The sequence below is a fragment of the Paenarthrobacter sp. 10L420 genome, assembly GCF_056395385.1.
Map to the genome: position 1 here is coordinate 22,757 of NZ_JBFTJK010000012.1, position 26,089 is coordinate 48,845.

A 26,089-nucleotide genomic window follows, 5' to 3' on the forward strand; every position below is an offset into this window, starting at 1 on the left:
GCCCCAAGGCTAATTCAGTAAACCTCCCGCCGGTGCACGCTGCGGAAGATCAGGACAACGAGTTCGTCTTCGTGAATCTCGTAGAGCACCCGGTAGTCGCCTATTCGAATCCGCCAAGCATTTGATGTGCCATTGAGTTTCTTCACCCCGTCGGGTCTAGGGTTGCTTTCCAGATCGGCGATCGCCAGGAGCCATCTTCGCCGAATTGGAAGGTCGAGCTTCCGTAGCTGTTTTGCTGCGCCGCTGCTTAACTCCACACGATACGAACTCAACGGTTGATGCCGTTCTCCTTCAGGAGTTCGTCAAGACCTACTCGGGTACCGTCGTCTTCTGCTTTAGCTTCCTTAAGGGCTCTAACGTCGGCTTCGTCTTCGAGACGTTCGAAACGTTCAAGGTCCTCGGCGCTGATCAACACCGCCGCAACCTTGCCCCGACGCGTGATGTTGATCCTCTCGTGCCCATATGCGGCGCGATTGATCGTATCTGAGAGACGGACTCTCAGGTCAGCAACACTTACGAAATAGTCGGCAGCACCCATGCGCCTATCCTAGCGCCAGTTGTACCTAATGTACATAAAGGGCGAAATGTACAGGCGATGTGAGAGAGGGATCCGGAAAAGGAGGCGGGACCCGAGAGAACGTCCCACGAAAGGGCGCAGGATGTGAGAGAGGGATGGCACGGGAAAGGCCGGAAGCTGCCAGAACCGATGAACAGGTTCAGGGAGCTCCCGGCCTTCTTGTGTCTAAGCCCTGCCGTGTTATTAGGCCTGGAGCCGGGCTTTACTTCTTGGCGCCCTTTTCCCAGCCGAGAGTGGTCCAGTCCGGAACGTTGGACAGGCTCTTGAAGAGGGACGGGCCATAGTTGGCCAGGCCCGTGCGCACGAACTGGATCTCCGGGCCGTTGAGGACGGTGCCCATGGAGAAGTACTTCTCCATGTGCTTCTTCTCAACGTTCATGGCAGCCTTGTTGCGCTCAGCGTCATCAGCAATAGTCGCAAGACGCTTGATTTCAGCGTCGAGCTCAGCATCGCCCAGACCGTTTTCGTTGGTCGACGAATCGTAGAACTGCTTCACGGCGTCGGTGGCGTCCGCGCCCACGGTGTAACCGGAGATGGTCACGTCGAACTCGCGGCCACCGATGACCTTCCCGAAGTCGGCGTCACCGCGTTGGTCGATGGTGACATCCATGCCGGCAGCCTTGAGTTGATTCTGCAGCGTCTGTGAGGTTGCGGCCGTGGTGGGGTCGTCGCCGAAGTTGGTGATCTTGAAGGCCACGGGGACGCCATCCTTCGACATGATGCCCTTGTCGTTCGGGGCATAACCAGCATCGGTGAGGACCTTCTTGGCCTGCTCAGCGCCGGTGTCCTTCACGGGGTAGTTGTCCTGGTAGTACTCCGAGAACGGCATGAGCATCATGGAGCCCGAGCTTTCCTCGGACCAGTTCAAGCCGTTGAAGCGGACATCGCGGATGGCCTTGCGGTCCACTGCCGTGAAGATCGCCTTGCGTACGGCAACGTCAGTAAGGGCCGGGCGCTTGGCGTTCAGGTTGAGGCCACCTGCGAACAGGCGCTGGCCACGACGAACGTCGGCGTCTTTGGTACCTTCGAGCTGCTTGTAGCGGCCGAGCGTACGGCCATTGGCGGCGTCGATTTCACCGTTCTTGAAGGCGGCAATCGTAGCGCTGGGTTCCATTTGGCGCCAGACGACCTTGTCGAGGACGGGCTTCTGTCCCCACCACTTGTCATTGGGAACCATGGTGACCGTTTTTGCTGTGGTGTCGTAATTTTCAACCTTGAACGGGCCAGCCATCCACTCGGGGTGCATGTTGCCGGCGAAGCCCGTGTTAAAGATTTCCGGGGTGTTGATCGCGGGGTGGATCAGGCCGAAGAAGAGGCCCTCCAGCGGGAAGACCGGCTGGGTGGTGGTGACAATGACTTCTTTGTCGTTGGCGCCGGCCTTGACCGAGTCAACGAATGCGTAGGCGCCGGCGGAAACGATGTCGATTGACTTGTCGTCGCCCTTCAGCATCTTCCACGTGTTCTCGAAGGTCTTGACGTCAATCGGCGTTCCATCGTTCCAGGTCGCCTTGTCGTTGACCTTGATGGTGATGGTCTGCTTGCCGTCCTTGACTTCGCTCTTGACGTCTTCGCAGAAGTCCTTGTTGGGCTCTGCTTTGCCGTTAAAGTCCAACTTCCAGCAGCCGCCAATGCCGCCGCTGTTGATGGAAGCCGTATTTACCGGGGTCATCAGCGCCGAGTTGTCTGCGCTGTTGCCCACATTGGAGAAGCCGTTAAAGTCCGGGCCAATGCTGCCCACAGCAAGGGTGACAGTGCCGCCCTGCTGGAGGTCTTTGGCTTCCTTGGCGTTAACGCTAATGAGCTTGCTGATGTCGCCGCCAGCTTCTTCGGCCTTCTGGGAGGCCGGACCCGACGGCGTTCCCCCGCCGCAAGCGGTCAGCAATAGTGCTGCTGCAACTGCTACGCCGCCGATCGTCGTGTACTTCTTCATGGTTTGCCCTTCATGTTTACGACTGGAAATCTTTACGAATTGAATACAGGGTTCAATCAATGAGTCATTTGTCGTCAGGCATGCACCACCAGCATGTCGGCATCTATTTCCCCGTCCGGGAAGAAGCATGCAAACTCCTGTTGACCTTCTGAAGCAAGTGGCGGCTCCAGAGTAAGGCACTTCTCCTGCTTGGCGGCAGGTAGTGCGGCGAATACGGGGCAACGCGTTGCGAAATTGCAACCCTTTGGCGCATCAAGCGGGCTGGGCAGATCGCCCTGCAGAATGATGCGTTCACGTGTGCGTTCCAGATGGGGATCCGGTACTGGGATGGCAGAGAGCAGGGCCCTGGTGTAGGGGTGCCGCGGATTGTCGAAGACTTCATCCACATCGCCGGTTTCCACGATCTTGCCCAGGTACATCACGGCTACGCGGTCCGAGATGTGGCGAACCACGGAGAGATCGTGGGCAACCATCAGGTAGCTGAGGCCCAGTTCGGCGCGAAGCTGGTCCAGCAGATTGATAACGCCGGCTTGGACGGAGACATCCAAAGCAGAGACGGGTTCATCCAGGACCACGAGTTTGGGATTCACTGCGAGCGCCCGGGCGATGCCGATGCGCTGGCGCTGGCCTCCGGAGAACTGGTTGGGGAATCGATTGACGTGATCCGCCTGCAGGCCCACGAGCCGCATGAGTTCCATGATCCGCTTCCGTACGGCGGCCTTGGGCATACCCAGGTTTTCCAGCGGTTCGGCCAGGACTTCGTACACCGTGAAGCGCGGATCCAGTGCACCCGTGGGGTCCTGGAACACCATCTGCATTTCCTTGCGCATGGCCATCTTGGTCTTGGAGTCGGTGGCTGCCTTGTTGCTCACGCCGCCGATGACCACTTCACCCACCTGGTCCGGGTGGAACTCCATGATTTCCAGCAGCGTGGTGGTCTTGCCGCATCCGGACTCGCCCACGATTGACAGGCACTCACCTTCGCGGATGTCGAAACTCAGGCCATCAACGGCCTTGACCGTGCCGATCCGGCGCTTGATCAGTGCGCCCTTGAGCAGCGGGAAGTGTTTCTTCACGTCCTTGAGCTCAAGGACCTTGGCGCGCTCAAGGCGGGCGACGCCGTCGAACTTTGAAACGGGCTTGGGCGGCGCCTGGAAAATCTCGTGCGCGTCCGCCTCCCCGGACAGCTCGTCCGTCTTGATACAGGCGGCCCGGTGGCCTTGGGAACCTGGGACCGAAAAGAGCTCGGGCTCACCGTGGAGGCAGGCGTCGCTGGCCAGCGGGCATCGCGGTGCGAACGAGCAGCCGGTTACGGGAAGGGCCAGGTTGGGCGGCGTGCCTTCGATGGGAACCAGTGACTGCTTGTTGGCGCTGTCAACGCGCGGGACGGCGCCGAGGAGACCCATGGTGTAGGGCATCCGGGGGTTGTAGTAGATGTCCTCCACCGTCCCGGTTTCCACCGGTTTACCTGCGTACATGACCATGATGTCGTCGGCCATGCCCGCTACGACGCCGAGGTCGTGGGTGATCATGACGACGGCGGCGCCGGTCTCCTCTTGTGCTGTGTGCAGGACTTCCAGCACCTGCGCCTGGATGGTGACGTCCAACGCCGTCGTGGGTTCATCCGCGATGAGTACCCGCGGATCGTTGGCAATCGCGATGGCGATCATCACGCGCTGGCGCATGCCGCCGGAAAATTCGTGCGGGAATGCCTTCAGCCGGTCCTTGGGGCTCGGGATGCCCACCATCCGCAAAAGCTCGACGGCGCGGGCTTCTTTGGCCTGTTTGCTCATGGTGTGGTTGTGGACGGTCAAGGCCTCGATGATCTGGTTCCCCACGGTGTAAACGGGGGTCAGAGACGATAGCGGGTCCTGGAACACCATGGCGATGTCGCTGCCACGGTGCTTGCACATCGCTTTGTCGCTCAGGCCGAGGAGTTCCTTGCCCTTGTAGCGCACCGAACCGGAGATGTCAGCGGTCTCGGGGAGGAGTCCCATGATGGCCATGGACGTCACGGACTTTCCGGAGCCCGATTCGCCCACAATGCCCAGGGTTTTCCCGGGCATGAGGTCGAAATCGACGCCGCGCACTGCGTGGACAACGCCGTTCTCGGAATTGAAGCGGACGTTGAGGTCCCGGACGCTAAGGACGGCGTCGCCGGGTGCGTAGAGCCCGGCGTCGCGGAGCCGCTCGGCGGGAGTCTGGGAAGTGTTGGTGCTCATTTGCCAGCCTTTGCGGTCTTGGTCTTGGCCCGTCCGATGGAGCTGGAGCTGGGGTCGAAGGCGTCTCGGAGGCCGTCGTTCATCATGGCGAGCGAACCGGTCAGGAGGAACATGACGGTCAGCGGTACCCAGAACATCCACGGGAACGAGGACACTTGTCCGGTGGCCTGGCCGATGAGGACACCCAGGCTGACGTCGGGGAGCTTGATGCCGATGCCAATGAAGGAGAACGCCACTTCGGCCAGGACGGCCCCCGTAATACCGCGGGTGAAATCGAGGACCAACAGTGAGCCGATGTTCGGGACGAGGTGGCGCCACACGATCTTGCGTGAGGGAACACCCATGTACTTGGCGGCTTTGACGTAGTCCCGCTGCATGAGGGACATCGACAACGAGCGCACCAGGCGGGCGGTACCCATCCAGCTGAAGAACAACAAAACGATGATCAGCAGGAGCCAGCTGGGAAGGTCCTTGAGTCCGCCACCTCCGCTGGTGGCCACTGCGACCACCAGAATGGCCGGCATCATGATGAGGGCTTCAAGGATGAACAACATCACGGCGTCCACTTTGCCGCCGAAGAACGCCATGGTGCAGCCGTAGACGGCGGAAATCAGGACAGATACGCCGCCCACGATCAGGCCGATTAAGATGGAGATCCGTGTGCCTTCAACGATGAGCGCCATAAGGTCAATGCCGGCCTGCGACGTACCCAGGAAGTGATCCGGTGATGGTCCCATGCCGATGTTGAGGGGATCGATCGTGTCCTTGTCCCAGGGCGTCAGGAATCCGCCGAACAGGGAGAAGAGGAACAGCGCCAGGAAGATGAACAAACCGGCGACGGCGGTACGGTTCCGCATGAAACGGCGGAAGATAATGCGGGACTTCCCGATCACGACGTCCTGATCGGCAACCCTTGACTCGTCGATTTCCGCAATGGGATCAATGATGTTCGTCATTACTGGACCCTCACTCGCGGATCGACCAGCGTCGTCGCGAAGTCGGCGAGGATGGCGCCGATTGCGAAGATCACCGAGCCGTAGGCCAGCGTTGCCGTGGCGACGTTGACGTCCTGAAGACCGATCGACTGGATACTCCACAGTCCGATGCCGGGCCAGGCGAAGATCGCCTCCGCAAAGAAGCCGCCGGTAAAGATCGCGGGAATGGTGAAGGCAATGCTCTGCGCCACGGGAATGAAGGACACCCGCAGGGCATGCCTGCGGATGGCTTGGTTGCGGGTAAGCCCTTTTGCCCTGGCGGTGCGGACGAAGTCAGCATTCACGTTGTCCAGGAGATACTGCCTCTGGGCGATCTGGTAACCGGCCCAACCGAAGATGGTCATCGCGAAGGTGGGCACGGCGTAGTGGGCCACAAGGTCAACGAAAGCCGGCCACCCCGGGTCGATCCCCGGCGTCGAGATGCCGGTGACGAAAAAGATGCGCTGGCCTACGGTTTCGTTGACGCTGATTGCGCCCAACTGGACCAGGAAGTAGGCGATCGGTGCCGGAAGGATGTGCACCAGGTAGCTGTAGGACGTGATGACGCGGTCCTGGTACTTGTATTGCCGGGCTGCTGAATAGACGCCGAGAGCGACGCCGATGATCAGCGTCAGGATGATCGAGGCGATAAACAGCCGCGTGGAAACGAGTACCCGGTCAGCGAATTCCGCGTTGACGAATGCCCCGTTTGGGCTGCGCCCCCAGTCCCAGCGGGTGATGATGCCGCCGAGCCAGCCGATGTAGCGTTCCCATGGGTTGGCGTCGGGGTCCAGGCCCAGTCCACGGAAGGAGGCCGCCACCTGTTCCGGGGTTGGCCGCGGGATCTTCTCCTGTTCCAGGACCGCGGGTTTGAGCGTTGATACTGCCAGGAAATAGCCCGCGCTCGTCGTCAGGAAGATCATGATCAGGTAGATGCCCGACCGCTTCGTCAGATATTTCAGCATGTCGGGCGGCTGCCCTGGATCGTGGCAAAGATCAATGCTCGTCCTTCCGCGGTTCCCGGCTGTGGCCGGCGTCAGCTACGAATTGGCATGAGGGGTGATGGCCCCCCAAGACCCCTCCACGTGAACACCGCCCTTGTATGGCATGGGTCACATTCAAGAGGAAACTACCACAATAACTGCTTCACGTTTCGCTCAATGAGGGCCGGTTTCACGCCTGCAGCCAGATTGTTATCTGTTTTCGCGTCACGATTTCGACGGCGGAGGCTCTGACTTTTGGCTGTACATGCCGGCTTTTTCACGGCGCTATTTGTCGCATGGCGCAGCCCGCAAGGAGGTCGATCAACGCGTCGATCTTCACATGGCGCGCCTTTGGAGCTCGCGGTACACCGTGGTCCGGGATAGCTCCGCCAATTCAGGCTGGGTGTGCTCCCCGACGTCGTGCAGCGTCAGAAGATGCTTGCGGCGCGTCTTGGATAATTTTGGCTGCTCTCCCTTCAGGCGTCCCTTCGCTTTAGCGACCGCCAAGCCCTCGCGGGTGCGTATCCGTACCAGATCCGCCTCAAAGTCGGCCACCATTCCCATGACGTTGAACAGCAGCCGGCCTACCGGGTCAGTCGGGTCGTGGGTGCTGCCGCCGAGACTGAGGACTACCCCTTTTCCGTCAGCTCATCGGCTATGTCCCGGGCATCGGAAAGGGACCGCGCCAGTCGGTCGAGCTTTGTCACCACGAGCGTGTCGCCGGCTCGGCATGCCGCCATCGCTTCACGGAGGCCTGGGCGGACGCGGTTCGCTCCCGCCGGTCCGTGATCGACGAAGATCTGCTTCTGTTCAAACCAAGGGCCAGGAGAGCGTTTCATTGGGCGGTCAGGTCCTGGTGGTTTGTCGAGCCCCGGGCATAGCCGATTCTCATTCCAGCCATAGCAAACAAGGTTGCAGTAATCCCCCCATCATCGTGCATTTCATCGTGCGGGTCTTACGTACATGGTCTGGGCCAGTAACTAAACGGGACGTGGCGGCGCGCTTCTTGGGCACGGTGATCGACCGGCTTACGGGCGCGTTCGGCACGAACAACCTGGCCCTTAAAGCCCTGGGGTCTTTGGGTCTGCGGAGACCCTAGCTGCTGCCTTACCCCGCTGCGCACCTTGTGCGCTTCTACGGTCTTGGTTCCAGCCGTTCCGCCGTAGTCTTTGCGTTTTTTACTATCTGAAGGAACTCGTCTCGGGAGAGGTACGGTTCGCCGGGACGCCGGATGATGCGCCCTAGGTAAGGGTCCCGCTGTTCCAACTTTTTGCTCCCGAATCTTTGCGTTGTGTAACCAGCTTGACGTTCAGCTCTTTCCCGCATTCCGACGCTACCGATGAGAACGATTAGCGGAAGCGATGTTAAACCGATTGCGACCATCAAAAGCGTCGTAAACCAGGACTGCGGTATACCCGATACGCTGCAGACAAACGTTATTGCGAGCACGACCAACCCTGCCGTTGTGCATCGATATCGCCACAGTAGAAGCTCATAGGCCGTCACGCCAGGCAGGAGCTGACGCTCTGCAAAATTGCTCACCAAGTTAGTGCTCCGTATCCATTTCCGAGGACGCTGCTGAGCGCCGCAGTGGTCATGGGGCCCGGGCGGTCACCGAAACTTGCCCAGGTCACAATTACTGCAACCACGATAATCACCAGCACGGGAGCAGCGATAAGAGTTCCGCGAGGCCTTTATACACTCAGACTAACCGGCGTCGGACCCTATGGGCGTGGGCAGAATATGGCCGCGTCCGGTGGAGGATCGGCTACCGTGCGGACGAATGTGCAGCATTCGTCATGGTCATCCTGCCAGCCGACACCTAGAGCCAGTATTCTCAAGTCGTGGACGAAGATTGGCGTTTGATGGGGCAGGAGCGTTATCTCGCTGGGCGCAGAATGCGCTTTACTGCATGGACTCCATACCGGGAGGGCTGGGACCACGATCACTGCGATTTCTGCTCGACGGAGATATCAGATGACCGGACTGGGCACGCCGAGTACAACGAGGCCTGGGTGACTAGCGATGATTCCTATACGTGGGTCTGCCCGAAGTGCTTTGATGACTTCCGAGAGAGATTCGCTTGGTTGATGGTCTAGCCGAATGGGGTTTAAGGCCAGTTCTTGTTGAAGAAGATGGCGGCGGCCTCTTCTGTTGCCGAAAACCGCACAGAAATGCCCCCTGGTAGAGGCACTCTCCAGACGTCGCTGGTGCCAAGCAACTCGGCGGCCTTAGCATCAGGGATCAGCCTCATTGCGCCGTAAGGCTCCTGGCAGTAGTAGAGCTCAACCAGTCCCATGCTGAGGAGTTCCGAGGCAGCTTTCGCTGCCTCCATCGCTAGGTATTCCTCGCTGGCAGAAGGGTAGAGTGCTCGGAGTTCCCAAGGGGATTCCCATAAACCTCCATAGTCCTCGACTGCCTGCCACAAAAGGATGCGCTGGCTTGCAGAAAGATCCGGAACGGTCATAGCTGGATCATAAGGCGTGTCCCGTGCCGAGTGTCCTTATAGCCACCGGCTTACGGGCAGCCCACGTTAGCGTGTAATAGCCACGCTGGCACGCACTCCCGGTAGGGTGATTTCATTCAAGGGGCCTGTGCTGTGCGCTCACTGATGCATCCAGAACGCGCTCCATTGGAGGAAAAGAATGCCGTGCGACGCGAAGAAACCGACGCCTTGATCGATTCCGAATCCCAAGGTTCAGGGAGTGACTGGGTACAGATAACTGAGCAGACACGCCTTCAAGCTTCCCCTCTGCCCGACCGCGAACAGCCAGTCTGGGAAGGCAGTCGACTACGCAGAAGACTTTTGATAAAGCGCTCCGCAGCCATACTCGTCATCGGAACCGTCACGGCATGGCTAGGGTGGGCCGTAGTTGCCGGCATCAATCATGCAACAGCCACCTACACCACGATCGAGGGAACCGTTACGGCACAAACGGAAAGTCCGCGCAGTCGCACTGCCTCGTGCCAACTCGACCTGAGCTACACCGTAGATGAGCAAGCGCTGCACGGCGTCGCCAAGACTAATGCTTACTGCATCACCCTGCCACCGGTTGGATCGCACGCCCGGATCAACGTCGCTGCATCTGATCCTCACGACATCTGGCTCGACGGGATCGATGACGCGGGCCATCCGAACCCCATACTCTTTGCGGTGTTTCTTGTGGTGGCACCGCTCGCGGTCGCTTTCGCGCTGTGGACGGAACTCACCGATTTTGGCGCTGCCCGCAGACTCGTCGCCTCCGGTGTTCAATGGCGGAAAATTAGAGCCACGGTTGTAAATAAGTCCGGTGGCCGCGCTGGCGTTATCCTTTGGCTAGTGGCCGACGGCGTCTCAGGAGAACCAAGCACCTTTGGTATTTTCTATCGATTCGCTAGCCCTGTTGGACCCGTACGCAAGGGAGACAGCGTGGAGTTGAGCATAATCGCCGATGGACAAAGGCATGCACTCCTTTGGCGACCAGAAATCCAAGGCGTCGACCTTATACATACAAACCATCCACCTGCGTTTGTGGCCTAAGGGAGCTCTTCCACTCGCGCTGGCACCTCCATAGTTGCTTCGGTGCTACCGTCCGGAAGAGGATCCCTTAGCGGGCGGCCGCTTCGAAAGGACTCTCGGTTGCCAGATAGCTCGGTGCAAATCTCGGGCTCAGCATTAAGCCCTGGGCTCACTCAGACCTGGTCCAGTGTGATTTCCAGAGACTTGGGCCGCTCATTTGTGCCAAGCGCCCATCCCCATCCGGGTAGCAGCGCAGCGTTCCTGAAGAAGTCTTCGAGCTGAGAGCCGAAGGACCACAGGCTGCCACCGCCCAGTGCAACGGTCTCAGGAGTCGGATCCCAGTAGAACGTGCATGACAGCTGCCACATCGGAGCATCGTCGTCACCGGCTTCAATGAACTGACGTGTGAGATCCACGTTGAATTCCTGGATGCCCCGCGCCCCGTAGGTCCCGAACTGGGCAAGAACGCCATCGCCATCTTCGTCCCCAGGGGCGCAATCTTTGGCCGGTATAGCCGCGAAACGTTCGAAGACGTTCATCACGGCACCGGGATTCCGAGCGCCGATGCGTTCGTCGGCCCCTGTCACCGCAAGCATCTGCTCCAATTGGGCCTTGGACTCTCGAATCAGCATGCCCTGATTATCCAGCAGGAAACTGCCACTGCCGGAAACGGCATTGAGCACCACGTCACCCGACATAGCCGTGGGCATGCTAAGGACTGATGAGCGTAAGCCGATCCCTTACCGGACATTGAGGCCAGCGGAGGAAGGAAGGCACCGCTCTACGGGCTCTAGAGCTGGGGCTCGCGAGGAGGCGCTTGATCGCCGGAGGGGCCACACTGTCGGATGTATCCGCTGGATGCTGGCATCCACATCAGCACAGAACCGGCAACCGTCAAGATCAGGACCGCTACTGAGAGAGGCGTCAGTGCGTTATTGAAAACTCCTCCGAGAGCCAAAATAGCCAAGATAGAAAGAACCACCCTCGCCCAGCGTTGACCTCGAAGGAGTCCCAATGCTGCCCGGATTTGAATAACCGTAAATAGAAGGAGGACCAGACCGCCAACGAGCACTACAATGACGCTTGCCTCCCGCGTGACAATCAAGATGACTGGCTGAATGCAAGCTAAAATCGCGCTTGCCAGCCAGAGGTAACTTGATGTTCGGAGCACTTTGGGGAGGCTGCCCGCTGTCCTTTGTGCGACAGGATGGACCATCTTCGAATCCTCAATCTCCAGTAACAAGTTGAGCGGCTGGACCGCAAGGTTTCCAGACTACAGGCGCAAAGGGAGGGATAGTTGAGCCACGCAATGAACCTGCTTCCTCCTCAGTCTGTAGCGGCAAAGTCGTCGGGTTCTGTCCAAATGACGGCACCAACGTCCACCAGAGGCAGCCAACTCCTGCTGCCTCGATAGAGATAGCCGCCCGGTAAGGGATCCTTTGCCGGGCACGTTGCTTAGTGCTCCTGGCCGTCTGCTCGTGGGGTTCGGGATTTATCCTCCCTCGAACAATTTCGACGCTGCCCCTAGGCCACCGCCGCGTCGTCGCGTCCAGCCGTCCGTCCTCGGTTTAACCCAAGACGCTTCGTCCCTCTATCCTGACATTCGTTGGCGCAGGCCAGGCCACTGGGATCTCATCGGACCACCACGGGTGCTCAATACCTGACAAATAGCCATCAGAGATCCAGATGAGTATCTCGCCGTAATCAGTTCCTGCGTCTGAGACGACACTGGTGTTTATTGGTACCGGGCCGTTGCGTCGCCCACTTCTCGGCTGGCCCGGATTGACGACCAGGTCGATATGCATAGGCAGTCGGCCGACTACCGCTTCGGTGTGTTCAAGCTGCGCTATGAGGTTCGTGTCACCGAAAGCCTCAAGTATCTTCCGGCAGATTTCGTACTCGGTTGAGGCCAAGGCACGCCTGGTCTGTGGACTGCTCATGTAGTAACCATAGGGAGTTGGAGTTCACCGAAGAAGCCGCCGTGAACCGGAAAGTGACAAAGAATCCTGGCCATGTCCTCTCAAAAGCAGGAGGAAAACTGACCAAGTTTGCCTCGCAGCCTCCCCGAGTGCCGACTTGACCGGAAGGGGATCCCTTACCGGGCGAGTTTGGTTTGGGAAGACATAGGTGATTTCGTGCTGCCCATGATGACAGTTAGGGCCGTGAGTCACTTTCGGGATGAAGAGATGGGCTTCGAAGCCGTGGTGCTTGCCGATCAGGAGGCTCTTGCCCCCGCATGGCAGTTGGAATTCCAGCGTTCGTTGGATCCTGATGAGCAGGATGTGGCCCTAGGAATGGGCTCCTACTGCGTAACCCTGACCAACGGCGCGTGCGCCTATGGGTGTCTTTCGTCTGCCCTCGTCGAGGAGGGCAGACTGCGCGTGGTCTTCTTGGAGGATGGTGTCCAAAAATTGGGACTTGAATCACCAGAGTTGGAGCTGTCACTTGATCTTAGTGCCGATCAAATGGATGAATTGGTGACGGGGCTCCAGTCCGTTCTTGGCGGAGACGGCAATCCGCCGGTGCTCAATTGTTAGAGCGCCCGTAAGTGTTAGAGCGCCCGTAAGCCGATCCTCTACCGGGCGGGGCCAGGAATAGGCTTGTTCACACGATGACTATAAAAGCACTTCAACAACGGTGGAAAACAGCAGACGGTCGGACCCTGGCCGGAGAAGTGCTTCGATTCCTCCACGGTACGCGCAGCGGCTTACCCAAGGACGTCGGGGTACACGATGGACGGTGCGACCTAAGAGGGCTGGCGCTGCCCGCCCCGACGGTTGGCCCCACTCTTGCCGTCGGTGGTAACACGGCAACTGTAATGTCCGGCTTGCACGAATTCCGTGACGTTCACTGGCAGCAACTCGACCTGAGTTACGCCCAGCTATCCAGCCTCCGCTTCTTCGGCTCCGTGATTGTTGATTGTCTTTTTGATAACGCGATTTGTGCTGACTGGCGGCTTTGGGACAGCGAGGTCAGGGACAGTTCTTTTGTCAAAGCAGGGCTGCGGGACGCCGCACTGGGGACCTGGTACGAAGGCCGGGGCAACGCGTGGCGAAACATCAACTTTGACCGAGCGGACCTGCGAGGGTTACTAGCGTCGGGATGTTCGATCGTGCGCTCTACGTTCAAGGGCACAAAGTTGAAGGGGGCTGAATTTCATCAGGCGACGATTCAGCACTGCCAGTTCACCGGCGCACTGCAGGATGTTCTCTTTGACGGGCGGCAGATCCCTGGAAATGCCAAGCCCGGTGTCTTCCTGGATACAGACTTCAGCGGGGCTACTTTCCGCGACGTTGAGTTCCGGGGGTGCCACTTTGAAGCTGTCAAAATGCCGGAAGGCATCGACATCGTCCCCAATTTCCCAGGCGTAGCACGACGAGTTCTGGAATTGCTGGAGAACGACGAGTCCCTGGAAGCTCGTATGCTCAGGGCCGTGTTCGGCCTCGCCTTGAAGCTGCCCGGCGAGGATTCCTCCGTCGGGGTGTTCAACCGGGCGGACTACTTCAGTTGGGGAGGCGAGCCACTGGCAGCCCTGGCTGAGAGCCTAATCGGGCAAGCGCGTTAGCGAGTATGCTCCGAAGTGCCCGGGCGTACCGTGCGTCCGGGGCACCTTCTTCCGAGCTTGGGCATTCGCGGGACGGATGTCCGTAAACCGATCCCTTTACGGGAAGCGCTAGATGAACAGAACTCTTGCTACGGTAACGGAATCATGAGCGTTTCAGAAAGACTCCAGCAAGCAGCCGATCGGTTCCTGGGCGGCGACGAGTCCGTGCGTGCTGCACAGGCGTTGGAAGGAGTTCTTATCGAGGAGTTTCTCAGCGACGACCGGACGGAAGAGTTGCTCTACGTTCTTTCGCTGTATTCGCCTGGAAGCGGTGTGCCGTACTCCGAGGCATCAGACGTTCGTCCTCTGGTTCTTTCAACACTGGAAAGTCTGGCCTAAAAGGGTTGATCTCAGACGACTGTGTTGGGGCACGGTAAGGGATCCCCAAACGGGCGCTTGAACGCCCGGTGGACCACCGCTAAATGGGACGATTTGAGAGGTCTTTGCAGAATGGGCCTAACCGGACGGTGCCGGTGTCGCCTTCGCGGGTCAGCTGCAACACACATCATCACAGACGCATGACCTCTTGGCCTTCAGTGAGGTAACGAATGGAGAAATGTGGAAGCCCGGCATCCGGCCTCCGGGAACTCCAAAGCCGGTGCGTAGAATCGAGGCCAAGACGAACGCAGCAGCTCGCCGGAGGTTTGGAGAAACAATGTCACAATGCCGGTGGTCGTCGTCAATACCCACGCGCACTATGACGACTTCTTCGGCAACGCCGTCTTCGCGGCAGATGGCGTTGCCGAATTCTGGGGCCACCAGAACTGCGCCAGGGAGATTGACGAGCGGGGGGACCTGCACATCTTCGGCTTGCCGTGCCCGGGCATGCCTGGCAGTCCATCCGCGACACCCCCGGCGATGCCACGAATGCAATCCCAGTGCTGCCCTAAGGCCCGGAGCAGTCCGGGCTGGTTCATCAAGCCCCTGCAGGAATCCCACCGGGACCACTAGGGTAATTGGAACGGGGCCCAGACGTGGCTGACAATGAAGTCCGGCGGGGCGGTTCCGGACTTCCGGCGGTGAAGCGTTCGCGCTTCCTCCTGCTGGCTGGTTTCGCTTTCGCCGTTATGGCGGACCCCGTGTCCTCGGTGGCCTATGCGGTGGAGGCGGCACTGCGGGCACTCCACGGCGACCTTGCGTTGCTGGTACCCACCATGAGCCTGGTAGTGGCGATCATCGCCCTGGTGGTGCTGAACTACCGGCAGCTGGTGATTCGCTACCCCAAGGGCGGCGGCGCCTCTGCCGCCGTCGGCGATGCTTTCGGGGACGGTTGGTCCTTCCTTCCGATCGGCGCGCTGGTGGTCGATTTCAGCCTCACCATTGCCATCAGCGTCTCCGCCGCGTCGTCGGCGGCAATTGCCTACGCTCCTACGCTGGCCCCGTGGCGCCTGCTGATCGCCCTGGTACTGGTGGCACTGGTGGGCGGGATGACCTTGTTCGGGAGCCTTGGCCGGCTGGTGTTCGCCGTCATGTGTTGCGCATTTATCGCTACGGCCGCAACTGTTCTCCTGTTCGCCTTTGGCGCCACGCCGTCCCCGTCCGGCACCGTGGGTGAGGACCCGGGCCACGCCCCGTTCATCGCCGTCGTCCTGGCCTTTCCCGTGGCGATGGCTCTGGCAACCGGCGTCGAGGCCCCGTCCACGGCGATCGCCGAGCTGGGCCAGCTGGACGACGACGGGCGCCGGCGTTTCGGGCAGATTACCCTTTGGCTCACCCTGGGCATCGTGGGGACAATTACCATGGGGATCGCGGCCCAAGCTGTGCGGCTGCAGGTGGGAATACCGGAGGGGAATAGCACCCAGATCGCCGAACTGGCCCGGGCAGCCGCCCCAGCCCCGGTGTTCGCAGCGTTCCAGCTGACCACAGCGCTCCTGCTGCTCTCCGCCGCGTCATCGTCATTCCAGGCCGGCCCAGGGCTGCTTAAGGCACTGGCTCCCCACGGGTCAGGTGCCGGGACATCTCCCGGCGTGCTCCCCGCCTGGCTGGGACGCACCAACTCCCACTTCATCCCCTACTGGGGCGTCCTCCTGTTCACCGTCCTGGCGGCAGGGCTGACGGCAGCGGCAGGCGGCGAGGACCAGACCCTTGTCCTGTTCTACGCCGTGGCAGTGTTCCTGAGTTTCCTGGCCGGACTGGCGGCCATGGCCTTTTTCTCCCACCGGGACGGCCGGACGGGCTACGTGGTCATGAACGGGGCGGGCGTCCTCATCGTGGCGTTCACCCTGGCGGTCAACCTCTTTCGGGGTCTGCCTTTGGTCAGCCTGGCCGCCGCCCTCGTCATCGCCGCCGTCCTTCACCGCTTATGGGTGAGGGCGGGCCGGCCCGAAGGTGTGCGAGGGCCCGGAAAGTTGCCCAACTGAGGTGCCCGGGCTGGGGCGGCGGGTCTTGAAAGGGGCCCCACGACGGCGCAAGGTTTATGAAATCCGAGCGTCGTGCACGGCAGACCCGGCATGGTGAGGGGGATCGTGATCAACAGCATGAAATTTCCTGCCCGTAAGCCGGTGGCTCTCCAGACGCTTCAAAGCGTCCGGTTAGGGATCCTTCACCGGGCACGGTGCCCGTCGGGGCGGGAATCTGCAACACGGTGACCATGGCTTGAGGCACGTAATGGGCCGCCGGTTCTCTGGGGGGCGCTGAGCCGACTAAGTGAGACCGGGCTCCGGATTTCTGGTCCTGGCTGGCCCGTCTTGCTGGTCCTGGCTCCTCCGTCTTAAGAGAACGTGCATTCCGTTTGACATCGACGAAACTAGAGGAAGACTATGGGCAAACAAAATCGTCGTCTTCTATGGAGTTCTCATGGCGGGAATCATGCTGGTCAAGCAGCGCGTCGCCGACGTCGCCCGATGGGATGCGGTGTTTCACGACCCGGAGTTGGACGCGGTGCGTCGCCGCCACGGGCTGGTGGTCACCGGAACCTACCTCGACGCGGAGACTCCGAACACCGTCATTGTTGCGATGGACATGGCCGATCTCGACCTGGCCCGGCAGTTCGCTTCCTCCGCCACGTTGGCCGACGCCCGCGAGAGGGCCGGAGCGATCGGCCCACCGGAGGGCGTCTGGTATGGCCCGAGAGAGGTTCGTTGACCGTGCACGGCGAGGCCGACCAGGCGCTGCCACGCTCATGGATCGGCGCAAGCCCGGTCGGGATGGCGCGGCTTCGGGCCAAAAGATCGAAATCGATTTCACATGCGCCCGTTAAGGGATCCTCTACCGGGCGCCGAAGTGCCCCTTGATTCCAGCCTATTTGACAGTGCCGCTCCGGGGCCATATCCGCGTAGCATGACGGCATGCCTGACCGGGACGAGACCGAAGAGCCGCTTCAATTACTCCCTCCTGCAATGGCCCGGAGATATGCGGAGTACAAGCCGGCCACTAATAAAACCTCTCCTGCGCCAATCAACGTTGGCGGTTACGACGAGCTCCTCACCTACTGCCAAGGGAAACGAGTGGTCCTTCCCCGCTCACGCGAGGGCCTTGTCGTAATTGACGCTCTGATTGAGGACCCGGAGGCGAGGAAAGATCTAACGGGACTCGCTGCGGCCGTTGGCATGTTCTACGGAGACGTTCTCACTCACGCCATCCCGGGAGCTCATTGGGAAGTTATGGAAGAGGGCTTCCCAATGGTCCGGATAAGGAGAAACACAAGCATTTCGGTTATTCATGTGGCTCAACGACGGCTTGATGTAGGCTCCCCGACCCTAGTGATGAACTTCGACCACGCAATCGACCTCATTGACGAAGAGAGACTCCGAGGCAACTAGGCACTGCTGATGCGGGAACGAGTGTCCAGTGAAGGATCCTCAAACGGCGCCTTTCGTGCGCTGTTCAGCCGTGCAGCGAAAGGTGGTGCGCTTAGGAAGACCATTTGCGGAAGCCCGTCACTTATCCCTGTGAATCTCGGTTTCGTCGGTTGCTCCGGAAGGGAAGGGCCTTTAGCGCAGCATTGCGTATCGTGATGCCCGACCGGGTCTTGGGTACAAGGAGGCGGGATGCGATGCCGGCGCCTCGTTGTTGCTGTCGAACGTGTTTGTGGTGTTTGTGTTCATAGTCGGCGAAAGCGGCGGTGTGGTCATCAGGGTGCGCGGCAATGGAGTCGGCGAGGGTCTTGGCTCCAACGATCGCGTTGCTGGATCCTTCACCGAACAGCGAGATACAACTTGCCGCGTCACCGAGCAGCACGACTCGGCCGGCAGCCCACTGCGGTACGTCCACGTGTGTGACGGCGTCGAAGTACCTATCGTCGGACGCGCCCCATTCCTTAAGGGCGAGCCTTGTGAGCCATCCGCCGCCCGCGTAGGCGGACTCGACGATGCGTCTGCCTTGTTCGGCGTCCCGGTAGTCGAAATCGTGCTGTCCCCGGAAGATGAATGCGAACCCGGGCTTCCCACCTGCCGGATGGATGGTCAGGGAGGTTCCTGGTTCGTTGTACAACAGCACAGTGCGCGGATCTTCGATCGGCGCAGGCGCGCGCACCGTACCGACGAACATGCCGAAGGGGCGGGAAAAACGTTCTTCGGGGCCGAATGCCAAGCGGCGAACGGTGGAGTGGAGTCCGTCGGACCCGATGATCAAGTCATAGCGACGGGAAGGGGTCCGCTGAAACTGGACGTCGATACCCCTGTCGTCCTGGTGCAAGGCGGTGATCGAATCGTCCCGGATGATGAGGCTTGTCTCCTGTGCCTTCTCAAGCAACACGTCGACGAGTTCATTTCGTGCGACCTCGACCTCCTCTGGGCTGCCACCGCGTAGCCGCGTGGGGATCATTGCCTGTGCACGCCCGTCGGCGTCGACGAAGACCAAGCGTTCGACTCCGGTCGCGACCTCTTCCAGGTGGGACCAGATGCCCATTTGCCGTGCAATAGCGACGGCTCCTCCACGTACGTCAATAGGGTTGCCACTAGATCGGATGTCGGCCGCTCGTTCCACAACCGTGACCGACCAACCTGCCTTCGCCAGCCAATACGCGGCCGTGGAACCGGCAATGCCGGCGCCGGAGATCAGTACGTTGCGGTCCACCATGCATTTCATTCAAGCACTCAGCCCTGGCGGATCCCGCGTATTGACCCCAATTTGCTCGGGCAAGTCAGCGGCAATCATGCGGGCAGGATCAAAGTGGTCCCAGTTCCACGAGACACAGATGAGTACGAGCCTTTGCTGTTGGCTGGTCCCTGGCACCACATGCAGAGGAGGACCCTGGGCAGCCGACAGGGGCCCGCATTCACACGGGCCCTGCTGTTGTAAAGGATCCTGCTGCTTACAACTTTGAGCTTCCCACGCCGATGCCAAACTACAGAGCCGCTGGGCATTAGGCGTCTCAGTACACCCGTCTGCTGGAGTAGGGAGAAACGGTCCGGAACGCCCCAGTGCTCGGCGATACGTCCGTCGACGACGACGGCAATGTCGATGACCGTCACCTCGACCGGCTTCCGCTGGGTGGTCCGAAGAACGGTCCCGTGTTTGTTCCTCGTCCGTGGAAACGCACCCAGGCCGTAGTGCCTCGGGTGGCCCAGTCCTTGCTACCGACGAGAGCCCCCAGACACGGGAGCTGCTGCGCGCCAAACTCGCAGGCCGGGACCAGATCATGGACGCGATGATCGCCGCGCTCGGGGGCGAACTCGCCGTACCCCTGGCCGAGGCACAGGCAATATTCCGCGGCCTGGCCGCCCCCGGCCTCTACCGGGAACTCGTAGAGCAACTCGGCTGGACCCCGCATCGCCTCGCCGATTGGATGAGTGAGACGCTCCAGCACCACCTGCTTCGAGCAAAAAACTGACGTAAGGACGTTGTCCAGGAGTCGGGTCCGCCCCGGTCAATCATCGTCTGCACTACCGAGCGCGTGGGTGCTTGGGCCTGGCGCAGCCACTCCGATGAATGGCTGCGAGGGCCCTGAAACGCAGCCAGGTCGATGCTGTCAGGGCCGACCCGTACTGGTGCAGCTACCGCCTGCTCCCGGCGGATCGGGATGCCGTTGCGGTACGTCTGGCGCCGCGGGCTTGTCCTAGGGCAGGATCGTTGCCATGACACAGATGCTCCCCGCCCCGCGTCTGCTTGCGGACGGCTTCGCGATGATTGAGTCCGGACGTTGGCACGAAGGCCGCCTGTGGTTCGCTCACTGGGGTGCCGGTGAGGTGCTGGCCGTCGACCTCCTGGGCCAAACTGAAGTCATGGCATCCGGACCGACGAGGATGGGCTGGTCAATCGACTGGTTGCCCGACGGCGGTTTGCTGGTCTCCGGCGCGGATCTGGCCCTGGTGCGGCCAGACGGCTCAACCGACAGGTATAGCGAGCAGGGAGGCAACGAGGTCATCGTCGATCCGGCCGGCCACATCTACGTAAACGGGGCCGACTTCGACTTCGCCGGGGGCGGGGAACCCACACCGGGGTGGATCCGCTTGGTCGCCCCAGACGGCACCACTCGCGAGGTAGCCGGCGACATCGAGTTCCCCAACGGCATGGTCGTGACTCCTGACGGATCGACGCTCGTGGTCGCTGAGTCCTTCGCCGGTCGACTATCGGCCTTCGACATCGGGCGCGACGGCTCCCTGTCCCGGCGCCGCAATTGGGCAGAGGGCCTTGGACCCGACGGCATCTGCATTGACGCCGCCGGCGGTATCTGGTCCCAGACGGCTGACACTTTCGCGCACACCCACGTCGAGGGCGCGCCCGCTGGAGCAGTCGTCCGGGTGCTCGAGGGCGGCGAGATCACCCATCGGATCGAAACTGACCTACCGTGCTTCTCATGCGCGCTCGGCGGGCCGCAGGGTCGGCACTTGTTCCTGCTCTGCAACGAGTTCGAGGGAGTCGACCAGCTCAGGGCGGTGCAGGAGCGGCGCAGCGCCCGGATCTACGTGACTGAGCTGCCGATCTGACCGGCGCCTGAATAACCGCGAGGATGCTAAGGACACGGATGGTTACTTCATCAACCGGGGCGAACCAGTGCCCGACGTACCTTCCTGGACGCTTTTCGCCCAGATGCTACTCGCTGCCAGAGTGTATCTATAAATAACTGCAATTTCGGCGCGGACCATCTCACCTTCCCGATTGCCCGTGTCAGCCCCCGGTAAAGGATCCCCTAGCGGACATAGGCATACGTCAAATAGCGCTGTAAAAACACCGCCACTTATCGCCGAAAGTCACAGTCGCAGGCACCGTGGCGCTTACAGCGGGCTCCCCTTGTGAGACTCACCCTCGTTCAACTTAGGCAGGGACTACGAAAGCACGAACGAGAGTAGACTTGAGCTAGGAAGATCGCATGAGGCGCGTCACGAGTTCGCGCCAGGATTCCGTAAGCCGCTTCGGCGAGATGCCGTGGACGCGTACGTCGTTGACGATCCGTTCCGGGTCCAGCGCTGAAAGCAGTGACATCGCCATGACCCACGGATCCGCGATTCCTGCCTCACGCAGCAGGACCTCGATATGTCGGTGGGCGAGGACAGTGGCCGGCACGTCAAAGCGATTGCGGGCACTGGTTGCGGCCGCTTTCAGGAGCTCGCCATTTTCCAGCACGAAGTAGATGCGGCCCTCGCCGTAGGCCACCAGCCGTTCGCTGGGCCCCGCACCCGGGCCCAGGGGTGGCGGACCAAACATGAAGCCGCGCTGGAATTCAGATTCAGAGTCGCTCAGTAGGGTCATCATCAGGCCGGCCCTGCTACCGAAGCGACGGAACACGGTCCCCTTGCCAACGTTGGCCTTGCAGGCGAGCGCGTCCATGGTGAGTGCTTCCACCCCGAACTCGTCAACCAGCTCGCGGGCAGCGCAAAGGAGCCGCTCGCGGTTCCGGGCGGCGTCACTGCGCTCATGAGGCGGACCAAAAGGCACGTCCGGCTGGATTGGGATCGAGCTCACAAAAAACATTCTAGACCCGGGAATAGAAACCGGACCGCGGTCCGTTTAGTATCAGTGAAGGTCCAAACACTTACAAAGGAGACACCATGTCAAAGAGCACCGTTCTTACCCTCGTCGGCAGCCTCCGCGCTGATTCCCACAACAAGAAGCTCGCCGAAGCCATCCAGCTGAACGCGCCGGAAAACGTAGACGTCCAGATCCACGATTCCCTCGGCACCATCCCGTTCTACAACGAGGACATCGACGTCGAAGGCCAGGTTCCCGCCGAAGCCGCAGCCCTGCGCGCTGCTGCAGCCAACGCCGACACCCTTCTCCTTGTCACCCCCGAGCACAACGGCACCATGCCTGCATCGCTGAAGAACGCCATCGACTGGCTGTCCCGCCCGTACGGCGCCGGCGCCCTCACCGGCAAGCCGACCGCCGTCGTCGGAACCGCTTTCGGCCAGTTCGGCGGAGTCTGGGCACAGGACGAGGCCCGCAAGGCTGTTGGCATCGCCGGCGCCAAGGTCCTTGACGACGTCAAGCTGGCCGTCCCGGGTTCCATGATCCGCTTCGCTGAGCTGCACCCGAAGGACGACGCTGAGGTTGTTGAGCAGATCAAGGCCATCTTCGAGCCCCTGACTGCCGTTCAGGAAGAAGAAGCAGCAGCCTAGTCTTTTCGCTTTAAATGCCCCCGCTCCGATGCCTGCGAACCCGCAGGACGGCGCGGGGGCATTTGCGTTTCCGGTGTCCACGTTTCGGCGCCTGGTGGATGCAGCGTGATCAACTCTTGTCCGAACCGTCACCGTAGCGGCATTTTGCTGCAGGTCGCACGGGCCTAACGTTGAACTACAGGTGGACGGACAGGAGCGTGGGGCTGTCATGCGTGCCGGGCGGAGACCAACAAGTACGACGGCGATCCCGGCTGCCTGCCTCGTGCTGGGTCTGCTGCTGGCTGGCTGCACTTCGGCCCCAGGGACCCTGCCCTCCGCCGGGGATACGTCATCTGCTCCAGTGGTGGGCCCATCCGGTTCGGTGGGTGATGCTGCGGCGGATGGGGCTTGGGACGCTCCGTCGTCGACATCCACGGCAACGGGAAGCGGCGCTGCGACTCGTCCGGATGCACTCGCCACTCCCTCAAGCATTTCCGGCTCCGATGGTGCTGGCTATGGCGACGGTGACGGTGGCACGGCAGTGGCCGCAACGCCTGGGCCGAGTGCCGCCGTCGAGCCTTTACCCGCCGATACGCCAAGCCCTTCACCGACTGCTGTTGCTCCCGTTGCGCGGGCTGCGACCGTGCCCCAGGACCTGAATTTGGGGCCGGCTGTCTACTACGTTGCCGTTGACGACGGGGGCGCCAGAGGTGTCCGCTTCGGATGCAACGACAGCCTGGTGCCTGTCCGCGGTGCCCTGGCGCCCGGCGACCCTTTGACGCTGGCGCTGAGCCGCCTGCTGGAAGCTGGCATGCCTCTGGACACCGGCGCGGGCCTCTACGATTCGCTGGCTAATTCCTCGTTGCACTTCCAGTCCGGCTACATCAGCGGAGCAACAGTGGTGGTGAACCTGGGGGGCACGCTGCAGCCCGGTGGAGTGTGCGACATCCCGCGCATCGAGGCACAGTTGACGCACACCATCGTCTCCGCCAGCGGGGCATCCCGGGCCGAAATTTACGTCAATGGCAAGACTTTGGCTGAGGCGCTGAGCGTGCGTTAGCGCGTCGGACCCTCCGCGGGACACATACGTTGTCAACCCGCTGTTTCGTCGCTGGCCCCCTGCCAGCAACGATTTAGCGGTGCAGGAACTTAGTTGAGGTTGCTGAGGTGTCAATGCCGTGGCTTCAGGCCGTCGCGATGGCCAGTACCCGCCGTAGTGCCCACGCCACACGAAGCAGCGCCAGCACTGACGCGAAGGTGAGAACGAAGACAACCGCCTCCGGGATCCAGAGGCCCCTGGGACCATCGCCCTCCAACACCACTGTGACGAGGGCAGCAACCAGCAGCAGGCCTAGCCCCGGGATGGCGAACAGGAACACTTCTCCGATTTGGCGACGATGAAAGGCGGTGAGCTTCTCCAAGGGAAGCTCGCGCTGCCCAGGCGCCGCCTTTTTGCCGAGCACGTTGATGAGCATGGAGACGCTGGTGAGCGTGAGGCCAGCGGTAGCGCCAGCCAAAGTAGCAAGGGTCTGGAACAGGGTTCGACGGGCACCCGGATCGACGCCCTCCAGCATCAACGGCTGCTTCAAGAGCCACCCCAAGCCAAGCCAGATCAGCACAGCCAAAATCGCCCACGCATAGTCTGCCGGCGGATGGAGCAGAAACCACTTCCAGACCGTCCGGCGGCGGCCGGTGTGCTCGATGTCAACCTCGTACAAGCTCATGATCCGCGCTGCCTTCTGAGCCCTGGGCTGACTTCCCATCCGCAGGTTTCACGCTGGCCGGTTCCGCCTTTGTGGGTTCTTCCTTTGAAGCGGCAGCGGCCAGAGCCTCACGCACTGCTGCCATTCCGCCTGCGACGATGTCCGGCACAGAGACCGAATCTGCGGAGCCTCTGATGTCCGGCAATGTGAGGGCGAAGAAGGCCTCGTTATCCCTGGCCTGTTTACTGAGGATGGCAATGGCCTCGGCAGTGGACTTTCGGGGATCGTTGAAGACATCCGGGTCCACTTCGATGTGGGAGACGAAACGCTCCTTAAGCAGATCAATCACTTCGCGGTCGCCGGTCAGGGAGTCCTTGCCCTCGGCCACGACGTAGTCGAAGTGCTCTACGGATCCCGCCCTACGGAAGAGATCAATGAGCTGCTGGATGCGCTCCCGGATCCGCTGCTTGTCTTCGGCCCTTCCTGGACGGCCCACACTGAGGGAAATCCGGAAGGTTCCCTGGTTCATCAAACGTGAGGCACTGTCCAGAACGTCAGCCCATTCACCCTCCATCAATTTTTCGGAGAGGCGTTCAGCGGGAAGCGCGAACTCGAAGCGACTCACCTCAAGCCTGCTGAGGATCTCCTCGATGTCCTCACGGACCACCGGGACCAATCCGAGCTCAAGCCCCAACATGCCTTCGAGGTACTCTCCCATCCTCGACGCCCGAGGACCATTGCCGCTGGTCAACACGGCGATGACGTTCCGCTTCAGGAAGGCAAAGTAGGTGGTTTCCAGGAGGTGGTCGCCCGGCGCCAACGGGAGGGGTTTGCGGCGTCCAAGTGCATCCCCGACGCTGGGCAGGTTGGTGTCGCGCACCCGGTCCAGGAGGATTACTGGATGAGGTGAGAATGCTGCCGTTTGCGCCAGCAACACCGTGCCGTCCGCCCCGATGAAATGCCGCTCGGTCCCAGCCTCTTGGGCCTTCTTGAGTACCTCGGCGACCCGGCGCGCTGGAAACGGAGAGCGCAGATCAACGCCATTCAGTTGTTCAATGCGCCAGAACTGCACACTGCGTCTTGCCATCCGCCCTCCCCTGCCTACGGTCTTTGCTGCTGATTCCAAGCTAATGGTGGGGTCCGACATTAAAGCCAGGTTCCGCCGTCGTGCGCTTTCATCTGCCGCAAACCGCGCGACTTACGGCCGGTACTTGGGTCCCTGGGCGAAGAGCGCATCCATCTCGTCGTGGCTGCGGGTGCCTGCCAATCCCGCCCAGTTTCCGTCCCCCAGGATCTCTTTCGCCACCCGCGCGACTTTTGCATAGGCAGCTTTCGCCGTATTTCCGCCGATGCTGACCCGCCGTATGCCGGCGTCGTGAAGTTCCAGCGGCGATGGCGCACCTACTCCCGCAAGAGCATTCAGAGGTGCGGGGATCTTGCTGGAGAGTTCGTGCAGGACGTGAAGGTCCACGACTCCGGGAACGAAGATGCCGTCCGCGCCCGCCGTAAGGTAGGACTCAGCACGGTGCAGGGTCTCTTCGTAGGCGCTATCCGCATACTGTCCCGAGAGGTAGGTGTCGGTTCGGGCATTGATGAACAACGGGATTCCGCGCTCGTCCGCCACGGCACGGATCAAAGCGATTCGCCGCGATTGTTCGTTGATTTCCGTGAGTGGCTCTGCAGCCGAGTCCTCAATGTTGATGCCAACCGCTCCTGCATCCAGCACTCCGTGCACGGTGGCCCGCAGTTCGTCGTCCGTGCGACCGTATCCAGTTTCGATGTCGGCAGTTACCGGCAGTTTGGTTGCCCCTACCACCCGCCCCAGCGCCGCCATCGCCAACCCCCACGGCACGTGGTCGCCGTCCCGGAAGCCCAGGCTCCAGGAAACCGCCGAACTTGAGGTGGCGATCGCCGTCGCGCCAGCCTCCTGCACCACACGGGCCGAAGCCGCATCCCAGACATTTACCAGGACCAGCGGCGTGGGCCCGGCATCGTGAAGCTTGTGGAAGAGTTCGGCCTTGGTCACGGATCCCCGGTGCAGTGTCATAGCTACATTCCAGCCCTTGGCGTTCCCGGCGTAAAGGAAACACGGCAAACCGGCGCGTTCTTGAAAACATATG

At 61.0% G+C, this 26,089-nt stretch carries 27 protein-coding genes and 2 pseudogenes; 13 read left to right on the plus strand and 16 right to left on the minus strand.

Annotation, left to right across the window (positions count from 1 at the left end; translation table 11 throughout):
- Positions 1-14: 14 nt before the first annotated feature.
- The 8 genes and pseudogenes from AC1DD5_RS16765 to AC1DD5_RS16800 form a co-directional block, all read right to left on the minus strand.
- The gene (locus AC1DD5_RS16765; RefSeq protein WP_477522251.1) at positions 15-257 is read right to left on the minus strand and encodes a type II toxin-antitoxin system RelE family toxin; all 243 of its coding nucleotides are present in this window, start codon (positions 255-257) and stop codon (positions 15-17) included.
- A gap of 11 nt (positions 258-268) precedes the next feature.
- Positions 269-538, minus strand: coding sequence for a type II toxin-antitoxin system Phd/YefM family antitoxin (locus tag AC1DD5_RS16770; protein ID WP_477522163.1), 270 nt, complete (start codon positions 536-538; stop codon positions 269-271).
- A gap of 241 nt (positions 539-779) precedes the next feature.
- Positions 780-2,507: an ABC transporter family substrate-binding protein gene (locus tag AC1DD5_RS16775; protein WP_477522164.1), complete on the minus strand. Its 1,728-nt coding sequence runs from the start codon at positions 2,505-2,507 to the stop codon at positions 780-782.
- Between the two features lie 74 nt (positions 2,508-2,581).
- A complete protein-coding gene (locus AC1DD5_RS16780; RefSeq protein ID WP_477522165.1) occupies positions 2,582-4,729 on the minus strand; it encodes a dipeptide ABC transporter ATP-binding protein in 2,148 nt (715 codons plus the stop codon).
- Complete coding sequence (locus AC1DD5_RS16785; protein ID WP_477522166.1) at positions 4,726-5,685, minus strand: ABC transporter permease; 960 nt, start codon at positions 5,683-5,685, stop codon at positions 4,726-4,728. Before AC1DD5_RS16785 ends, AC1DD5_RS16780 begins: the two co-directional genes overlap by 4 nt.
- The gene (locus AC1DD5_RS16790) at positions 5,685-6,668 is read right to left on the minus strand and encodes an ABC transporter permease (RefSeq protein ID WP_477522167.1); all 984 of its coding nucleotides are present in this window, start codon (positions 6,666-6,668) and stop codon (positions 5,685-5,687) included. The genes AC1DD5_RS16785 and AC1DD5_RS16790 overlap by 1 nt, the downstream gene beginning before the upstream one ends.
- 354 nt (positions 6,669-7,022) lie before the next feature.
- Positions 7,023-7,512, minus strand: a pseudogene (locus AC1DD5_RS16795) (recombinase family protein).
- A gap of 1,284 nt (positions 7,513-8,796) precedes the next feature.
- Positions 8,797-9,153 (minus strand): hypothetical protein, encoded by a 357-nt coding sequence (locus AC1DD5_RS16800; RefSeq protein ID WP_477518661.1) that lies wholly within the window; start codon positions 9,151-9,153, stop codon positions 8,797-8,799.
- 183 nt (positions 9,154-9,336) lie between these two features.
- On the opposite strand from AC1DD5_RS16800, the gene AC1DD5_RS16805 reads away from it, so the two are divergent.
- Positions 9,337-10,206, plus strand: a complete 870-nt coding sequence (locus AC1DD5_RS16805; RefSeq protein WP_477522168.1) for a hypothetical protein — start codon at positions 9,337-9,339, stop codon at positions 10,204-10,206.
- A 152-nt stretch (positions 10,207-10,358) separates the two neighbouring features.
- Here the strand turns inward: AC1DD5_RS16805 and AC1DD5_RS16810 are convergent, their stop codons facing one another.
- Positions 10,359-10,895, minus strand: coding sequence for a hypothetical protein (locus AC1DD5_RS16810; protein WP_477522169.1), 537 nt, complete (start codon positions 10,893-10,895; stop codon positions 10,359-10,361).
- Between the two features lie 858 nt (positions 10,896-11,753).
- Entirely contained in the window at positions 11,754-12,125 is a 372-nt protein-coding gene (locus tag AC1DD5_RS16815; RefSeq protein WP_477520257.1) for a hypothetical protein, read from the minus strand.
- Positions 12,126-12,329: 204 nt separating this feature from the next.
- Here AC1DD5_RS16815 and AC1DD5_RS16820 point away from each other — a divergent pair, with 204 nt between their 5' ends.
- From AC1DD5_RS16820 to AC1DD5_RS16850, 7 genes and pseudogenes are all read left to right on the plus strand, one after another.
- A complete protein-coding gene (locus AC1DD5_RS16820) occupies positions 12,330-12,722 on the plus strand; it encodes an Imm10 family immunity protein (protein ID WP_477522252.1) in 393 nt (130 codons plus the stop codon).
- A gap of 74 nt (positions 12,723-12,796) precedes the next feature.
- Positions 12,797-13,750 (plus strand): pentapeptide repeat-containing protein, encoded by a 954-nt coding sequence (locus AC1DD5_RS16825; protein ID WP_477522170.1) that lies wholly within the window; start codon positions 12,797-12,799, stop codon positions 13,748-13,750.
- A 144-nt stretch (positions 13,751-13,894) separates the two neighbouring features.
- Positions 13,895-14,128: a hypothetical protein gene (locus AC1DD5_RS16830; RefSeq protein ID WP_477520254.1), complete on the plus strand. Its 234-nt coding sequence runs from the start codon at positions 13,895-13,897 to the stop codon at positions 14,126-14,128.
- A gap of 327 nt (positions 14,129-14,455) precedes the next feature.
- A pseudogene (locus tag AC1DD5_RS16835) lies at positions 14,456-14,584 on the plus strand (MBL fold metallo-hydrolase); the annotation flags it as partial.
- Between the two features lie 179 nt (positions 14,585-14,763).
- Positions 14,764-16,149 carry an APC family permease gene (locus AC1DD5_RS16840; protein WP_477520253.1) on the plus strand — a complete coding sequence of 462 codons (1,386 nt, stop codon included), beginning with the start codon at positions 14,764-14,766 and terminating at the stop codon, positions 16,147-16,149.
- A 436-nt stretch (positions 16,150-16,585) separates the two neighbouring features.
- The gene (locus AC1DD5_RS16845; protein WP_442004424.1) at positions 16,586-16,873 is read left to right on the plus strand and encodes a hypothetical protein; all 288 of its coding nucleotides are present in this window, start codon (positions 16,586-16,588) and stop codon (positions 16,871-16,873) included.
- Positions 16,874-17,076: 203 nt separating this feature from the next.
- Positions 17,077-17,550, plus strand: coding sequence for a DUF6278 family protein (locus AC1DD5_RS16850; protein ID WP_477522171.1), 474 nt, complete (start codon positions 17,077-17,079; stop codon positions 17,548-17,550).
- A 121-nt stretch (positions 17,551-17,671) separates the two neighbouring features.
- On the opposite strand, the gene AC1DD5_RS16855 is transcribed toward AC1DD5_RS16850, so the two are convergent.
- Positions 17,672-18,808 carry an FAD-dependent oxidoreductase gene (locus AC1DD5_RS16855; protein WP_477522172.1) on the minus strand — a complete coding sequence of 379 codons (1,137 nt, stop codon included), beginning with the start codon at positions 18,806-18,808 and terminating at the stop codon, positions 17,672-17,674.
- Positions 18,809-18,882: 74 nt separating this feature from the next.
- Positions 18,883-19,203 carry a hypothetical protein gene (locus tag AC1DD5_RS16860; RefSeq protein WP_477522173.1) on the minus strand — a complete coding sequence of 107 codons (321 nt, stop codon included), beginning with the start codon at positions 19,201-19,203 and terminating at the stop codon, positions 18,883-18,885.
- A 56-nt stretch (positions 19,204-19,259) separates the two neighbouring features.
- Between AC1DD5_RS16860 and AC1DD5_RS16865 the strand changes: the two genes are divergently transcribed.
- From AC1DD5_RS16865 to AC1DD5_RS16875, 3 genes are all read left to right on the plus strand, one after another.
- The gene (locus tag AC1DD5_RS16865; protein ID WP_477522174.1) at positions 19,260-19,562 is read left to right on the plus strand and encodes a hypothetical protein; all 303 of its coding nucleotides are present in this window, start codon (positions 19,260-19,262) and stop codon (positions 19,560-19,562) included.
- A 244-nt stretch (positions 19,563-19,806) separates the two neighbouring features.
- A complete protein-coding gene (locus tag AC1DD5_RS16870; RefSeq protein WP_477522175.1) occupies positions 19,807-20,658 on the plus strand; it encodes an SMP-30/gluconolactonase/LRE family protein in 852 nt (283 codons plus the stop codon).
- Between the two features lie 7 nt (positions 20,659-20,665).
- Positions 20,666-20,791 (plus strand): DUF7660 family protein, encoded by a 126-nt coding sequence (locus AC1DD5_RS16875; RefSeq protein WP_477522253.1) that lies wholly within the window; start codon positions 20,666-20,668, stop codon positions 20,789-20,791.
- A gap of 237 nt (positions 20,792-21,028) precedes the next feature.
- On the opposite strand, the gene AC1DD5_RS16880 is transcribed toward AC1DD5_RS16875, so the two are convergent.
- Positions 21,029-21,634 carry a TetR/AcrR family transcriptional regulator gene (locus AC1DD5_RS16880; protein ID WP_477522176.1) on the minus strand — a complete coding sequence of 202 codons (606 nt, stop codon included), beginning with the start codon at positions 21,632-21,634 and terminating at the stop codon, positions 21,029-21,031.
- An 86-nt stretch (positions 21,635-21,720) separates the two neighbouring features.
- On the opposite strand from AC1DD5_RS16880, the gene AC1DD5_RS16885 reads away from it, so the two are divergent.
- Both AC1DD5_RS16885 and AC1DD5_RS16890 read left to right on the plus strand, forming a co-directional pair.
- The gene (locus tag AC1DD5_RS16885; protein WP_477522177.1) at positions 21,721-22,287 is read left to right on the plus strand and encodes an NAD(P)H-dependent oxidoreductase; all 567 of its coding nucleotides are present in this window, start codon (positions 21,721-21,723) and stop codon (positions 22,285-22,287) included.
- 181 nt (positions 22,288-22,468) lie between these two features.
- Positions 22,469-23,326 (plus strand): GerMN domain-containing protein, encoded by an 858-nt coding sequence (locus tag AC1DD5_RS16890; RefSeq protein ID WP_477522178.1) that lies wholly within the window; start codon positions 22,469-22,471, stop codon positions 23,324-23,326.
- A 124-nt stretch (positions 23,327-23,450) separates the two neighbouring features.
- Here the strand turns inward: AC1DD5_RS16890 and AC1DD5_RS16895 are convergent, their stop codons facing one another.
- The 3 genes from AC1DD5_RS16895 to AC1DD5_RS16905 form a co-directional block, all read right to left on the minus strand.
- Complete coding sequence (locus AC1DD5_RS16895; protein WP_477522179.1) at positions 23,451-23,990, minus strand: hypothetical protein; 540 nt, start codon at positions 23,988-23,990, stop codon at positions 23,451-23,453.
- Positions 23,971-25,056: a hypothetical protein gene (locus tag AC1DD5_RS16900; RefSeq protein ID WP_477522180.1), complete on the minus strand. Its 1,086-nt coding sequence runs from the start codon at positions 25,054-25,056 to the stop codon at positions 23,971-23,973. The genes AC1DD5_RS16895 and AC1DD5_RS16900 overlap by 20 nt, the downstream gene beginning before the upstream one ends.
- Positions 25,057-25,167: 111 nt before the next feature.
- On the minus strand, positions 25,168-26,016 hold the full coding sequence (locus AC1DD5_RS16905) for an isocitrate lyase/PEP mutase family protein (RefSeq protein WP_477517690.1): 849 nt from the start codon (positions 26,014-26,016) through the stop codon (positions 25,168-25,170).
- Between the last annotated feature and the right edge of the window lie 73 nt (positions 26,017-26,089).

What these genes read in the sequence shown, in the direction of transcription:
- AC1DD5_RS16780 (WP_477522165.1), bottom strand. Translation starts at nt 4,729, where the DNA reads ATGAGCACCAACACTTCCCAGACTCCCGCCGAGCGGCTCCGCGACGCC.
- AC1DD5_RS16820 (WP_477522252.1), top strand. Translation starts at nt 12,330, where the DNA reads ATGATGACAGTTAGGGCCGTGAGTCACTTTCGGGATGAAGAGATGGGC.
- AC1DD5_RS16895 (WP_477522179.1), bottom strand. Translation starts at nt 23,990, where the DNA reads ATGAGCTTGTACGAGGTTGACATCGAGCACACCGGCCGCCGCCGGACG.
- AC1DD5_RS16810 (WP_477522169.1), bottom strand. Translation starts at nt 10,895, where the DNA reads ATGCCCACGGCTATGTCGGGTGACGTGGTGCTCAATGCCGTTTCCGGC.
- AC1DD5_RS16770 (WP_477522163.1), bottom strand. Translation starts at nt 538, where the DNA reads ATGGGTGCTGCCGACTATTTCGTAAGTGTTGCTGACCTGAGAGTCCGT.
- AC1DD5_RS16790 (WP_477522167.1), bottom strand. Translation starts at nt 6,668, where the DNA reads ATGCTGAAATATCTGACGAAGCGGTCGGGCATCTACCTGATCATGATC.
- AC1DD5_RS16815 (WP_477520257.1), bottom strand. Translation starts at nt 12,125, where the DNA reads ATGAGCAGTCCACAGACCAGGCGTGCCTTGGCCTCAACCGAGTACGAA.
- AC1DD5_RS16900 (WP_477522180.1), bottom strand. Translation starts at nt 25,056, where the DNA reads ATGGCAAGACGCAGTGTGCAGTTCTGGCGCATTGAACAACTGAATGGC.
- AC1DD5_RS16850 (WP_477522171.1), top strand. Translation starts at nt 17,077, where the DNA reads ATGCCTGACCGGGACGAGACCGAAGAGCCGCTTCAATTACTCCCTCCT.
- AC1DD5_RS16785 (WP_477522166.1), bottom strand. Translation starts at nt 5,685, where the DNA reads ATGACGAACATCATTGATCCCATTGCGGAAATCGACGAGTCAAGGGTT.
- AC1DD5_RS16885 (WP_477522177.1), top strand. Translation starts at nt 21,721, where the DNA reads ATGTCAAAGAGCACCGTTCTTACCCTCGTCGGCAGCCTCCGCGCTGAT.
- AC1DD5_RS16905 (WP_477517690.1), bottom strand. Translation starts at nt 26,016, where the DNA reads ATGACACTGCACCGGGGATCCGTGACCAAGGCCGAACTCTTCCACAAG.
- AC1DD5_RS16845 (WP_442004424.1), top strand. Translation starts at nt 16,586, where the DNA reads ATGGCGGGAATCATGCTGGTCAAGCAGCGCGTCGCCGACGTCGCCCGA.
- AC1DD5_RS16800 (WP_477518661.1), bottom strand. Translation starts at nt 9,153, where the DNA reads ATGACCGTTCCGGATCTTTCTGCAAGCCAGCGCATCCTTTTGTGGCAG.
- AC1DD5_RS16830 (WP_477520254.1), top strand. Translation starts at nt 13,895, where the DNA reads ATGAGCGTTTCAGAAAGACTCCAGCAAGCAGCCGATCGGTTCCTGGGC.
- AC1DD5_RS16825 (WP_477522170.1), top strand. Translation starts at nt 12,797, where the DNA reads ATGACTATAAAAGCACTTCAACAACGGTGGAAAACAGCAGACGGTCGG.
- AC1DD5_RS16855 (WP_477522172.1), bottom strand. Translation starts at nt 18,808, where the DNA reads ATGGTGGACCGCAACGTACTGATCTCCGGCGCCGGCATTGCCGGTTCC.
- AC1DD5_RS16775 (WP_477522164.1), bottom strand. Translation starts at nt 2,507, where the DNA reads ATGAAGAAGTACACGACGATCGGCGGCGTAGCAGTTGCAGCAGCACTA.
- AC1DD5_RS16870 (WP_477522175.1), top strand. Translation starts at nt 19,807, where the DNA reads ATGACACAGATGCTCCCCGCCCCGCGTCTGCTTGCGGACGGCTTCGCG.